The organism is Rugamonas apoptosis (assembly GCF_014042355.1).
Taxonomy (GTDB): Bacteria; Pseudomonadota; Gammaproteobacteria; order Burkholderiales; family Burkholderiaceae_D; genus Rugamonas; species Rugamonas apoptosis.
The window spans coordinates 344,473-357,773 of record NZ_JACEZU010000005.1 but is presented as its reverse complement, the minus strand read 5'-3'; the positions used below and the strand labels follow the sequence as shown (position 1 = coordinate 357,773).

At 65.0% G+C, this 13,301-nt stretch carries 12 protein-coding genes; 10 read left to right on the top strand and 2 right to left on the bottom strand.

The window, feature by feature from the left end; translation table 11 throughout:
* The first annotated feature begins 114 nt into the window (after positions 1-114).
* Positions 115-1,329, top strand: a complete 1,215-nt coding sequence (locus tag H3H39_RS12625) for a multidrug effflux MFS transporter (RefSeq protein ID WP_182153726.1) — start codon at positions 115-117, stop codon at positions 1,327-1,329.
* A gap of 84 nt (positions 1,330-1,413) precedes the next feature.
* Here H3H39_RS12625 and H3H39_RS12620 read toward each other — a convergent pair whose 3' ends face one another.
* Positions 1,414-1,638 carry a hypothetical protein gene (locus H3H39_RS12620; protein WP_182153725.1) on the bottom strand — a complete coding sequence of 75 codons (225 nt, stop codon included), beginning with the start codon at positions 1,636-1,638 and terminating at the stop codon, positions 1,414-1,416.
* A gap of 1 nt (position 1,639) precedes the next feature.
* Here H3H39_RS12620 and H3H39_RS12615 point away from each other — a divergent pair, with 1 nt between their 5' ends.
* The 7 genes from H3H39_RS12615 (at position 1,640) to H3H39_RS12585 (ending at position 9,392) form a co-directional block, all read left to right on the top strand.
* Positions 1,640-2,524: a 4-hydroxyphenylpyruvate dioxygenase gene (locus tag H3H39_RS12615; protein ID WP_182153799.1), complete on the top strand. Its 885-nt coding sequence runs from the start codon at positions 1,640-1,642 to the stop codon at positions 2,522-2,524.
* On the top strand, positions 2,517-3,362 hold the full coding sequence (locus H3H39_RS12610) for a shikimate dehydrogenase family protein (RefSeq protein WP_182153724.1): 846 nt from the start codon (positions 2,517-2,519) through the stop codon (positions 3,360-3,362). Before H3H39_RS12615 ends, H3H39_RS12610 begins: the two co-directional genes overlap by 8 nt.
* Positions 3,359-4,246: a sugar phosphate isomerase/epimerase family protein gene (locus tag H3H39_RS12605; protein WP_182153723.1), complete on the top strand. Its 888-nt coding sequence runs from the start codon at positions 3,359-3,361 to the stop codon at positions 4,244-4,246. The genes H3H39_RS12610 and H3H39_RS12605 overlap by 4 nt, the downstream gene beginning before the upstream one ends.
* Before the next feature lie 11 nt (positions 4,247-4,257).
* Positions 4,258-4,719, top strand: coding sequence for a type II 3-dehydroquinate dehydratase (aroQ, locus tag H3H39_RS12600; protein ID WP_182153722.1), 462 nt, complete (start codon positions 4,258-4,260; stop codon positions 4,717-4,719).
* A 114-nt stretch (positions 4,720-4,833) separates the two neighbouring features.
* Positions 4,834-5,964, top strand: a complete 1,131-nt coding sequence (locus H3H39_RS12595; RefSeq protein WP_182153721.1) for a porin — start codon at positions 4,834-4,836, stop codon at positions 5,962-5,964.
* A gap of 81 nt (positions 5,965-6,045) precedes the next feature.
* Entirely contained in the window at positions 6,046-7,386 is a 1,341-nt protein-coding gene (locus H3H39_RS12590; RefSeq protein WP_182153720.1) for an MFS transporter, read from the top strand.
* 293 nt (positions 7,387-7,679) lie between these two features.
* A complete protein-coding gene (locus H3H39_RS12585) occupies positions 7,680-9,392 on the top strand; it encodes an AMP-binding protein (RefSeq protein ID WP_182153719.1) in 1,713 nt (570 codons plus the stop codon).
* A gap of 72 nt (positions 9,393-9,464) precedes the next feature.
* Here H3H39_RS12585 and H3H39_RS12580 read toward each other — a convergent pair whose 3' ends face one another.
* Positions 9,465-10,847 carry an amino acid permease gene (locus tag H3H39_RS12580; protein ID WP_182153718.1) on the bottom strand — a complete coding sequence of 461 codons (1,383 nt, stop codon included), beginning with the start codon at positions 10,845-10,847 and terminating at the stop codon, positions 9,465-9,467.
* A 202-nt stretch (positions 10,848-11,049) separates the two neighbouring features.
* Between H3H39_RS12580 and H3H39_RS12575 the strand changes: the two genes are divergently transcribed.
* Both H3H39_RS12575 and H3H39_RS12570 read left to right on the top strand, forming a co-directional pair.
* A complete protein-coding gene (locus H3H39_RS12575) occupies positions 11,050-11,265 on the top strand; it encodes a hypothetical protein (protein ID WP_182153717.1) in 216 nt (71 codons plus the stop codon).
* Between the two features lie 73 nt (positions 11,266-11,338).
* A complete protein-coding gene (locus H3H39_RS12570) occupies positions 11,339-13,261 on the top strand; it encodes an outer membrane protein assembly factor BamB family protein (RefSeq protein ID WP_182153716.1) in 1,923 nt (640 codons plus the stop codon).
* Positions 13,262-13,301: the final 40 nt, after the last annotated feature.

Below are 13,301 nucleotides of genomic sequence, written 5' to 3'. Positions count from 1 at the left end.
GTATCCCGGCCGTGCCACGGCAGCTCGCGCCGACTCACAAGGATTCCCGATGACCCCCGCCTTCCATTCCGCGCGGCCCGCCGCCATGTGCAACCACGTCACGACGGTGCAGCCATGAGCGCAGGCTTGAGCGCCAACGCGCGTACGCGACCCGCGCTGGGCACAGTGCTGGTATTGCTGCTGGCCTGTCAACTGGTGGCCACCGACGTCTACCTGCCCGCCTTGCCGCAGATCGCCAGCCAGTTCGGTGGCCGCGCCGGTCCCGTCCAGTGGACGCTGACGGCCTTCCTCCTCGCCTTCGGCCTGGCCCAGTTGGCAATCGGCTGGCGCGCCGACCGCATCGGCCGCCGCTCCTTGCTGCTGGGCGGTTTGACCCTGTACGTGGCGGCCGCCGTGACGGGCGCGCTGGCCGGCGGGCTGGAAACGCTGATCACCAGCCGGGTCTTGCTGGGCATGGCGGCCGCCGCCTGCGTGATCGGTGCGCGCGCCGTGATCCGCGACCTGTACGCCGGTCCGGCCGGCATGGGCGTGATGGCGCGCAGCATGACGGGCATGGGCACGATCGGCGTACTGAGTCCACTGGCCGGCGGCCTGGTCACTCAGTGGCTGGGTTGGCACTGGACGCTGGCGCTGGTGGCCGGATTCGGCGCACTGGCCTGGCTGGCTGTGTGGCGGGGACTGCCGGAGACGCGCGCGCCCGCTGCCGCCGGTGATGCCGATGTGACGGGCTATTGGGCCATGGTGCGCCATCCCCGTTTCCTGGCCTCGTCGCTGCTGGCCGGGATCAGCTTCAGCGGCATCATGTGCTTCCTGCTGTTGTCGCCGTTCGTCTTCATCCGCGATTTCGGCATGTCCCGTGTGGCCTACGGCGCCGTGCCGGCCGCCTGTACGCTGGCTTTCCTGGTCGGCACGGTGATCTGCCGGCGCAGCTTGCGCCACTATCCCGTGCCGCGTGTGGTGCGTATGGGGGCATTGTTGTCCATGGCCGGCGGCGCCGGCCAGTTGCTGCTGGCGCAAGCGGGCGTGCATGCGCCATGGGCGCTGCTGGTGCCGCAATGCGTGTACATGCTGGGGCATGGTATCCACCAGCCGTGCGGGCAGGGCGGGGCGGTGGAACCGTTCCCCGCGCAGGCCGGGCGGGCGGCGGCGGTGTCCGGCTGCATCATCACCTCCATGGCCTTCGTCGCTGGCCAACTGGTGTCGCACAGCCAGTTGGACGCGTCGGCCACGCTGGTGCTGGCCATGAGCTGCATCAGCGCCGCGCTGGGCCTGTTGGCGTTCGGGGGCATGGAGCGCGCTTACCGGCGCGCCGGAACGGTGCAGGCGTGAAGACATGGCGGTGGCCCCTGAGCTTGAATGCGGATGCGTTGCGATGGTATGCCGCCGCCCGGGGTGGTACAAGCGGCGACCGTGCTATTTGCGCGCATCACGCGCGTACTGCGCGTTGATCGCGCAATGGGCAAAAACACCACACTCGCAGGCCGTGACCGTCCAAATTTGACCCAGGATAAGAAAAATACGGGCATTTGCGCGCTTATCGCGCATGATGCGCGAGTAGCGCAAAAATCGCCATTTTGACGGCTGTTTTTTGTCCTTGCCGCTTTCTACACTGGCCTCATTCAACCGAGTGAGGACCATGATGACGGCGCAAGAACACAATCCGGAACCGCACAATCCATTGGGCATCGACGGCATCGAGTTCGTCGAATATGCGAGTGCCCAGCCGCTGGCGTTTGGCGCGCTGCTGGAACAGATGGGGTTCGTGGCCACTGCCCGCCACCGTTCGCGGGAAGTGACCCTGTATCGCCAGGGCACGATGAACGTGATCGTCAACGCCGATCCGCGCGCCTTGCCGCAGTCGGGCACCGATCCCCAGTCCACCGTCATCAGCGCCATCGCCCTGCGGGTGCGCGACGCGGACGCCGCCTACCGCCACGCGATCGACATGGGCGCCTGGGCGATCCAGACCCGGGCCGGGGTGATGGAACTGAACATCCCTGGCGTGCATGGCGCCGGCGATTCCATTCTCTACTTTGTCGACCGGTTCCGCGACTTCTCCATCTACGACGTCGACTTCAAGCCGATTCCCCATGCGCCGGCTAATCCGCCCGCGCTGGCCGGCATGCACTTTTTCGGCGTGGTGCAAGCCATCGGCGCCGGCCGCGCGCCGGAATGGATCGATTTCTACCAGCAGTTGATGGACTTCCGCGTGCTGCCGGAAGGACGGTATTTCGGCGTCGTCCCCAAGGGCACGCTGCTGGAAAGCCCATGCCACCGCTTCTACCTGCAACTGGTCGAACCGCCCGAAGGCGCGGGCGGCCTGCAGTGGGGCGAACAATTGATCCGCGTCGGCTTCGGCGTGCCGGACGTGCTGGAGGCCGTTCGGACCTTGCAGCGGCGCGGCATCGTCTTCATCGACCGCGCGCCGGCCCAGTCCAGCGAACGCGGCGCACTCACCCAACTTTACAAAGGCGGCGTCAGCTTCGAGCTGGTCGTAAGCCACCTGGAGAACCACCATGATTGAGATTTCAGGCACCACCCGTATCTTCCCCGTGATCGGCTGGCCGGTCGAGCAGGTCAAGGCACCCGCGCTGTTCAACGCCTACTTCCAGCGCCATGGCATCGATGCGCGCGTGGTCCCGCTCAAGGTGCCGCCCGAATCGTACACGGCGGCCGTGCGCATGCTGATGTCGTTCCCCAATGTGGGCGGCATCTTCGTCTCCATTCCGCACAAGCCGATGAGCGTGAGCGCCGTCGAACAGCCCAGCAATCGCGCCGTGCTGGCCGGCGCCTGCAACGCCATCTACAAGGATGCGGAAGGCATGCTGCTGGGCGACCTGATCGACGGCGAAGGTTTCATCCGCGCCTTCGACCGCACCTGCGCCGGGAAGCCGCTGAACTGGCCGGCGGCGCGCGCGCTGGTGGTGGGCAGCGGCGGCGTTGGCTGCGCCATCGCCTATGCGCTGGCCGAGCGCGGTATCGGCCAGGTGGCCATCTACGACACACGCACCGAACAGGCCAGCGCCTTGCAGGCCCGCTTGCAGCAAGCGTTTCCCTCCGTGGAGTTTGTGATCGCGCCGCCGGCCGCCGCCGGTTTCGACGTGGTGGTCAATTCGACCCCGCTGGGCATGCACGCGGACGACCCATTGCCTATTGACCTGCGCGGCGTGTCGCCCGGCTGCGTGGTGGCCGATTGCGGCATGAAGATCGAGATGACCCGGCTGCTGCGCCAGGCGCAGGAAATGGGCTGCCGCATCCAGAAGGGCAAGGAGATGCTGATCGAGCAGGCGCCCTTGTACCTGGAGCTGTTTGGCTGGCCCGGCGTGTCGTCGGACGCCTTCCGTGCGCTGGAGGCCCTGTGAATCTCTCCAATTTCGGCATGGACAGCATCACCCTGGCCGGCCCGCTGGAAGCCAAGCTGCGCGCCTCGCGGGCGGCCGGTTTCAGCCAGATCATGCTGTGGGCCAGGGACCTGGCCGGGCACCCCGGCGGGCTCGATGAGGCGGTGCGGCTGGTGCGCGCCAGCGGCGTGCGGGTGACGGGCATCCAGGTGATGCGCGACTACGAGGGACTGGACGGCGCGCTGCACGAGTACAAGCTCGACATCGCCCGCCAGATGTTGCTGGTGTGCCAGGCCGTGGGTGCGCCGCTGTTGATGGTCTGCTCCAGCACCTCCAGCCATGCCAGCGCCTCCATGCCGCTGATCGCCCGCCATCTGGCCAAGCTGGCCACGCTGGCCGTGCCGCTGGGGGTGCGGGTGGGCTATGAGGCCTTGTCCTGGGGCCGTCACGTCAACCAATACGAGCAGTCGTGGGAAGCGGTGGAGCTGGCCGATCACGCCAACCTGGGTGTGGTGATCGATTCCTTCCACATGCTGGCCAACCGGGCCAGCCTCGATGGCCTGCAGGATATCCCCAGCGCCAAGATCGCGATGGTGCAGCTGTCGGACTTCATGTGGCGCGATATCCGCAGCGCCGAGGAAAGGCTGGAAACGGCCCGCCACCTGCGCGTATTCCCGGGCGAGGGCGCCCATTCGGCCGAGCTGACGGACCTGCTGCGCCGGCTGGACCGGGGCGGCTACCGGGGCGACTACAGCTTCGAGGTCTTCAACGACGACTACCTGCAGCTGGCGCCGGAGATCGTGGCGCAGCGCGCCCACCGGGCTGCCAAGTGGGTGACCGACCAGGTCTTGCGGCGCAGCCTGGACGTGCGCCGCCCCAGCGCCGCCTGCGCGGCCATGGCGTAAGGGAGCGCGCGATGGGAACGCAAGCGAACAAGGTGTTGGTACTGAATGGCCCCAATCTGAATCTGCTGGGCCAGCGCGAACCGGCCGTGTATGGCGCGGCCACGCTGGCGGACGTGGAACGTTTATGCGCACAGGCGTGCGAACGGCATGGCCTGGCGCTGGATTTCCGCCAAACGAATCACGAGGGCGTGCTGATCGACGCGCTGCACGAGGCGGGCGCCGCCCAGGCACGGGGTGAACTGCTGGGGGTGGTGTTCAACGCCGGCGCCTACACCCATACCTCGCTGGCCCTGCATGACGCCATCAAGGGCGCGGCAGTACGGGTGATCGAGCTGCACATCTCGAATGTCCACGCGCGGGAGCCGTTCCGCCATCACTCCTGGCTGTCGCCGGTGGCGGCGGGTGTGATCGTGGGGCTGGGTGTGCGCGGCTATGCGTTGGCCATTGACGCGCTGGCCGGAGAACCGGTTTAGCAACGATTTAGCAAAACGAAGGCCCCTCACTTCGCGGCAGTACCTGAGGGGACATGCGCGGCGTACCGGAACTCCGGCGGCGCGGCGATACAACGAAAACAATATGGAGATAGCATGAACAAGCAATTACTGGCGCTTGCCTGTGTGGCCGCCTGGTCGGCCGTGGGCGCTGCGCAGGCGCAGTCGAACGTCACCATCTACGGCAACTTCGACGAATACCTGGGTTATATCCGCAGCAGCAGCGGCGCCCACATCACGGGCTTGAACGATGGCGCCATCCTGCGCAGCCGGCTCGGCTTCCGTGGCGTGGAAGATATCGGCGGCGGCTACCAGGTGCGTTTCAACCTGGAGCAGGGCCTCAACGCGGACACGGGAACCGGCGCCGACACCACCCGCCTGTTCGACCGGCAGGCCTGGGTGGGCATCGCCGCGCCCCACGGCGAGTACCGGATCGGGCGCCAGAACACCGAGATCTTCCTGATCGGCGGCGCTATCGATTACACCGACCGCACCACCTTCGGTTCCATCTTCAATACCTTCGGCATTCCTTCGCGCTATGACAACGACCTGTCGTACCGCTCGCCGCGCCTGGGTGGCGTGCAACTGGCGCTGCATTACGCGTTGCCGGAAAATGGCGGCGCCACCCGTGGCAACAGCGCCATCCTGCAACTGGCGCTCGATTACCAGGACGGCCCTTACCGCGCCGGTTACGCTGGCTTCCAGGCCAGCCCAAACAGCGTCACGGCCACCGTGCATGACAAGGTCGTCTACCACAACGTCTACGCCGACTATAAATACAGCGCCGGCACTGTCTACCTGGCCATCGCCCGCAGCAACAACTCGACCGGTAACGCCAATGGCCGCAACGCCGGCACCATCCTCAACAACGTCAGCAACCCGAACAACTTCTTCGCCGGCACCGACGTTAATGCGGGCCGTTACTACAACCTGTACCAGCTGTCGGCCGATTATCGCGTCGCCAGCCAGTTGCGGGTGGGCGCGCTGTATGGGGTGATGCGCGACACCTCGGGCGGCGACGCCGGTGCGCGTGGCGGCAACGTGGGCGCGTATTACGACCTGTCCAAGCGCACCGTGTTGTACGGCTTTGCCAGCGTGATGAAGAACGAAGCGAACGCCGGTTTTCGCTTCAGCGGCTCGGCCGGTCCCTCGGCCAACCTGGCGGGGGCGGATGTCAACGGCAAGCGCCTGACGGGTCTGCAGGCCGGCATCGTACATAAGTTTTAACAACAGCCCGTGGCGCGCGCGATGGAACAGCCGTTCCCGCGCGCGCGCAAACGGGGTACATTCAAGTTCCTGGAGGAAGACATGTCTATAGCAAGTGCAAGCGCGGCCCGCAGCCAGGCCGCCACCGGCGAACCCAAGCCGCAACGTTCGCCCCGCAAGGCGGCCTTTGCGAGCTGGATCGGCAGCGCCGTCGAATACTACGACTTTTTCATTTACGGTACGGCGGCCGCGCTGGTGTTCGGGAAAATATTCTTCCCGGCCTTCGATCCGGCCACCGCCACCATCGCCGCTTTCGCCACGTTTGGCGTGGGCTACGTCACCCGCCCGATCGGCGCTGTCCTGCTGGGCCACGTGGGCGATAAATACGGCCGCAAGAAGGTGCTCACGTTCACGCTGCTGCTGATGGGGATTTCGACCTTCATGGTGGGGCTGCTGCCCACCTACAGCCAGATCGGCATCGCCGCGCCCATTTTGCTGGTAGTGCTGCGCATGCTGCAAGGGCTGTCGGCGGCCGGCGAACAGGCGGGCGCCAATTCCATGACGCTGGAGCACGCACCGGCCCATCGGCGCGCCTTCTTCACCAGTTTCACGTTGAGCGGCACCCAGGCGGGCCTGATCCTGGCCACGCTGGTGTTCCTGCCTATCTCCGCGCTGCCGGAAGACCAGTTGCTGGCCTGGGGGTGGCGGATTCCCTTCTTCCTCAGCGCCGTGGTGGTGGCGGTGGGTATGTGGGTGCGCCGCACGCTGCCGGAGACGCCAGCGTTCACCGAGGAACGCGCTGATAAAGCTGACCGCATGCCCGTGGCCCAGCTGTTTCAGCACCACAAGGCCAACCTGGTGCGGGTGATCTTCGCCGCGCTGGTGTCGGTGGTCAGCACCATCTTCGGCGTGTTTACGCTGTCGTACGCGGTCAACACCATGCATATCCCGCGCTCCACCATGCTCACGCTGCTGGTGCTGGCCAATGTGGTGGCGCTGGGTGCGATCCCCCTGTTCGCCACGCTGGCCGACCGTATCGGCCGCAAGCCGGTGTTCATCTTCGGCGCGCTCGGCTCGGCCGCGCTGATCTGGCCCTACATGTGGAGCATCGCCGCCGTCAACGTGCCCCTGATCTTCACTTTCGGTCTGCTGCTGTCGGGAGTGGTGTATAGCGCGGCCAACGGCGTCTGGCCTTCGCTGTATGGCGAAATGTTCAACACGCGGGTGCGCCTGTCCGGCATGGCGATCGGCACCCAGATCGGCTTCGCGCTGGGCGGCTTCGCGCCCACCATCAGCGCCGCCATCCTGCAACCAGGGGCGGGCGGCTGGGTGCCGGTCGCCGTGTTCGTGACGGCCACCAGCGTCGTCTCGGCCATTTCCGTGGCGACGGCGCGTGAAACCTACAAGGTGCCGATGCATGAACTGGGGGGAGCCGTGTCCTGAGACGGACGTCCTGTCCATGCTTGAAACAAGGGAGGCCATGTGCCTCCCTTGTCGTTTTCCAGGCGCGTCGATGCGCGCTGATTTGTCATCGCCGGGGCAGGACGCAGCCTTACACTGCGCTTACATCTTGTTAATTTCGTTCGATTTTCCGCCGCTGTTGTTTCAATCTCGTCTCAAAGTCATGGCAGCCGCAAAAAGTGCGCCGTCCGGGCTGCCGATTGCGGTATCGTTACATAAATAAATCAAATGATTTGATTCAAAATTGAACAAAAGTGCAATGACAGGAGACTTACATGACGCAGTACCAGATTGAGCAAAGCTATGCCCGCGGCGCAACCGACAAGCCGCTGATCGAGCACACCATCGGCGATTATTTCGACACCATCGTGGCGCGCCATCCGGACGCCGAAGCGCTGGTCAGCCTGCACCAGCAACGCCGCTACACCTACCGTGAACTGCAGACCGAGGTCAATCGCCTGGCCAGCGCGCTGCTGGGCGCCGGGCTGGCCACGGGCGACCGCATCGCCATCTGGTCGCACAACAACGTGGAATGGGTGCTGATGCAACTGGCCACGGCCCGCCTTGGCCTGATCCTGGTGAACATCAACCCGGCCTACCGCGTGGCGGAGCTGGAGTATGCGCTCAACAAGGTCGGCTGCAAGGCCCTGGTCAGCATGGCCCGCTTCAAGACCAGCGACTACCTGTCCATGATCCGGGAACTGGCGCCGGAACTGGCCAGCGCCGCACCGGGCGCGCTGCATTGCGCGCGCCTGCCGGACCTGCGCGCCGTGGTGTGGATAGACGAGGCGGGCGCCGGCGCCGAGGAAGCGGGCATGCTGCGCTTTTCCGCGCTGCTGGCCGGTGGGCAGGCGGACGACGCGCGCGTGCGCGCGGCCGCGGCCGGCGTGCGGCCGGAACAGGCCATCAACATCCAGTTCACCAGCGGCACCACGGGCTTCCCCAAAGGGGCCACGCTCACCCACCGCAATATCCTGAATAACGGCTTCTTCGTGGGCGAAGCCATGAAGCTGACGGACCGCGACCGCCTGTGCATCCCGGTGCCGCTGTACCACTGTTTCGGCATGGTGCTGGGTAATCTGGCCAGCCTCACGCACGGCGCTTGCATCGTTTATCCGAGCAGCGGCTTCGAACCGTTGGCCGTGCTGCAGGCGGTGCAGGACGAACGCTGCACGGTGCTGCACGGCGTGCCCACCATGTTCATCGCGGAGCTGGATCATCCGCGCTTTGGCGAATTCGACCTGTCCACGCTGCGCACCGGCATCATGGCCGGCTCGCCGTGCCCGGTGGAGGTGATGAAGCGGGTGGTGGGCGACATGCACATGTCGGAAGTGACGATCGCCTACGGCATGACGGAGACCAGCCCGGTGAGCTGCCAGAGCGGCACCGATACGCCGCTGGCGATGCGCGTGTCCACGGTCGGCATGGTGCGCGACCACCTGGAAGTGCAGATCGTCGATCCTGAGACGGGCGCCGTCACGGCCCGCAACCAGCCGGGCGAACTGTGCACGCGCGGTTACTCGGTGATGCAGGGCTACTGGGGCGATGAGACCCAGACCCGCGAAGCCATCGACGCTGACGGCTGGATGCATACGGGCGACCTGGCCACCATGAACGAGGAAGGCTACGTCAACATCGTGGGCCGCATCAAGGACATGGTGATCCGGGGCGGCGAGAACATCTACCCGCGCGAGATCGAGGAATTCCTGTACCGCCATCCGGCCGTGCAGGACGTGCAGGTGGTGGGCGTGCCGGATACGAAATATGGCGAGGAACTGTGTGCCTGGATCGTCGTCAAGCCGGGCCAGAGCTTGACGGAGGAGGGCGTGCGCAAATTCTGCGAAGGCCAGATCGCCTACCACAAGGTACCCCGCCACATCCGCTTCGTGGAGGAATTCCCGATGACGATCACGGGCAAGATCCAGAAGTTCAAGATCCGCGACCTGATGAAGCAGGAGCTGGGGCTGCAGGAAGCGAAGACTGCCTGACGCAAGGACGGCGAGGAAAGCGGGGACGAACGCGGGAACGGACGCCGGCGTCCGTCCCCGCATCGCATGGCGTCAGCGCGGCGCTTGCGCCAGAGCGCCGTCTCCGTTGGGCGTGCCCTTGGGCCGCAGGCGGTAGCCGATGGCCAGCGCGATCAGCCACACGGGCAGCAGATACACGGACAGCCGCAGGTCCGGCGTCAGATACATCACCACCAGGATACCGGCCAGGAACACCAGGCACAGGTAGTTGGTCAATGGGTAGCCCAGGCTGCGGAATGCCGTCATTTGGCCCGCCGCCCGTTTCTGCGCGCGGAAGCGCAGGTGGATCCAGCTGATCATGCCCCAGTTGATGATGAGCGCCGACACCACCAATCCCATCAACACTTCGAACGCCTTGCCCGGCATGAAGTAGTTGACCGCCACGCAGGCGCCCGTGGCCACGGCCGATACGCCCAGCGCCGCCAGCGGCACGCCGCGTGCATTCACCTTGAGCAGCATGCGCGGCGCGTTGCCTTGCTGGGCCAGGCCGTACAGCATGCGGGTGTTGCAATACACGCCGCTGTTATACACGGACAGCGCGGCCGTCAGCACCACGGCGTTCAGCGCGTTGGCCACCAGGTTGCTGTTCAAGGCATGGAAGATCAGCACGAACGGGCTGCCGCCGCTGACCACTTTCTGCCACGGGTAGAGCGACAGCAGGATGCCCAGCGCGCCGATGTAGAAAATCAGGATGCGGTAGATGGCCTGGTTGGTTGCCTTCGGGATGGTAACGGAGGGATTGTCCGCCTCGGCCGCCGTGATGCCCACCAGTTCCAGCCCGCCGAACGAGAACATGATGACGGCCATGGCCATCACCAGTCCGCTCACGCCGTTGGGGAAGAAGCCACCGTGCTGCCACAGGTTGGCCACGGCAGCCTCGGGGCCCGCGCCGCCCGACAGCAGCAGCCAGCCGCCGTAGCCTATCATGCCGACGATGGCCGCCACCTTGATGATAGCGAACCAGAATTCCATCTCGCCAAACGCTTTCACGTTGCTCAGGCTGATGGAATTGATGATGAGGAAAAAGGCCAGCGCCGACATCCACGTCGGGATGCCCGGCCACCAGTACTGCACGTAGATCCCCACGGCCGACAATTCGGCCATGCTGACCAGCACATACAGCACCCAGTAATTCCAGCCTGACATGAAGCCGGCCTGGTGGCCGCAGTACTTATTGGCGAAATAACTGAACGAGCCGGCCACGGGTTCGTCGACCACCATTTCGCCCAGCTGGCGCATGATGAGGAAGGCGATCACCCCGGCCACGGCGTAACCGAGCAGGACGGACGGTCCGGCCATCTGGATGGTTTGCGCGATACCGAGAAATAGCCCGGTGCCTATCGCCCCACCCAGCGCGATCAGCTGGATGTGGCGGCTCTTCAATCCGCGTTTGAGTTCGTTATGCTCACCTGACATCTTTTCTCCTGGCGTCGTTCCGGGGCCGGCGGTTGCCGGCCGGGCCGCAAAATCCGTCGATTCTCGCACAGCTGACCGTTGCTAGCAAAGAAGCAGCCCGCATGCGCGCATGACATGGCTTGTAGTTGGCAGGCCACATTGTCGCCGCGTGCCCGGACTTCGTGGGATACTGCTCATCAGTAATCTGACTGGGCAGAGCCGCATGCGGCTGCACCATGCGGCGCTCCACAGCGTGGCCAGCGCCGGCGCGCTATATCAACGTTGCGGCCAGGAGCAACTGGCGCTACAGATGCAGGCCATCCGTTGCACCGTGTTGTTCGGCTCGGAAATGTATCAGGAGTCGCGCCTGTCCTGCGCCGAACTGCTGGCCGGCGCCGCTGACCTAACTAGTTGTTGCAACGTAAATTATTGCGTATAAATTAAGTATAATGCACTCCGATAAGAAATTGTGTTGTGCAATTTCATAAGGATGATGAGTACTTGATATGCGTATGACGAACATTTTTGCAGCGCCACTGTTGCTGGGCTGGTTGTTGGCCGGCTGCGGCGGTGGCGGTGGCGGCGGTTCATCCAGCACGGCGCCGGCCGCGCCCGATCCCGAGGGAGCATGGCTGAGTTTTACCGTTTCCCAGCCCGAAATCACGGGTTACGTGGGTGAGAGCGTCCCGTTCACCATCACCGCCACGTCGAGCCGCACCTTCGCCAAACCCTTCAATGTTGCCGTGATCGACGGCAGTGGTTCCATCACCACCGACGTCACCGTCACGGCCTTGAGCGACCTGCGTTACCGGGCCGATCTGATGACCTCGCCCACCTTGGCCAGTGGGCCCCGTCAGGTCAATCTGGAGGTGCGCGTATGCGAGGACAATCCGGTGGTCTGCCAGCAACCGTTGCCCGGCTCGCCGTGGCATGTGCCGGTCCAGATGAATCTGAAGTCAACCGCCGAGGCGGCCAAGCGCTTGACCTTGTCGGAGTCCGCCGTGAACTTGACGGCCTATCCAGGTCAGCCGGTTTATCTCGATCTCGCGGCCACGATCAGCGGCGATCTGGTTGGACAGCGCTATCAGATCAAGATTATCGCTCCCAGCGACCTGATCACGGTGGGCGATGTCAGCGGCATGACCAAGGACGGCTTCCACACCCGATTGACGAGTGCCGCCGGCCTTGCGGTGGGGAACTACAGCGGCAAGGTGGAAGTGCGCTTGTGTCGTGATGATCCCGCCGTGTGCCATCAACCGGTGCCTGGCTCGCCCTGGATCCTGCCGTTGACGCTGGCCGTGCAAGCGACATCCAATCAGGGCGGCCTGGTCGCGGTGCCGGGCCTGGTCGCGTGGTCCACCTATCAAGGCAATGCCGCCCATACGGGTTATGTGCCGGCCAGTTTCGATGCGACCAAATTCACCCGGCGCTGGCAAGTGCCGACCGTCGCCAACGCCGCCGGGATTGATCACGGGCACAGTGGCGTCGCCATCGACCATGGTATGGTCTACTTAACGGTCTACGATAGTACTCAAGGCTACGTGCTGGCGGCCATGAATGAGGACTCCGGCGCCCAGGCGTGGCGCGCGCCGTTAGGCCTGGGTTTGGCGGCGACCGCTCCAGCGGTGGCGAATGGCCAGGTCTACACGCTGTCGGCGACGGCGAGCGCGGCCAGTTTCTCGACCTACGACCAGCGCAATGGGGCGCTGCTTGGCAAGACCGGCATCAGCTCGGAACTGCCGGTGGCGATGGCGCCCAACGTGGTCGGCACGGACGTGTATTTCGCGACCGTCAACTCTGGCACGCCTTACCTCAGTAAATTCTCCAGCCTGGGGAACAAATTCGCCTGGCGCCAGTTTGGGGGCGTCTCCAACCAGGCGCGTACCCCCGCGGTGGACGCGCGTAACATATACGGCTACAGTGGTGGGCAACTGAAGGGCTACAACCTGGGTACCGGGGCGGAGGCATGGTCCATCGTCGATCCCGATTACAGCCAGGTGTTCGTCCGGGAGGGCACGGTCATCGTGGCCGATGCCAGGGTCTTGTTCTGGCAGCAGAACCGGCTGGTCGCGTTCGACGTCGCTCAGCGCAGCGTGGCGTGGTCCGTCAAGGGCACGCCGATCGGTGAACCGGCGTATGCCAATGGCGTCGTGTATGCGACCAACGGCGTGGGACGGGTGTTGGAGGCGCGCGCGGCGGCCGACGGCGCGTTGATGTGGACCATGCAATTGCCGGGATATGATGACTTCGAACGCGTGGTCGTGACCCGCAATCTGGCCTTCCTATCAGCGCCGACCGGGACCGTGGCGGTCGACTTGAGCACGCATCAAGTCGTATGGCGCTATCCGTTTGGGGGGGAGCTGGGCATCTCCAGCAACGGTATCCTGTACATCCTCGATACGGTCGGCACCCTGTCGGCGATTAACCTGCAATAGCCTGGCATCGTCTGGCTGGCGGCGGCGCACCGCCGCCGCC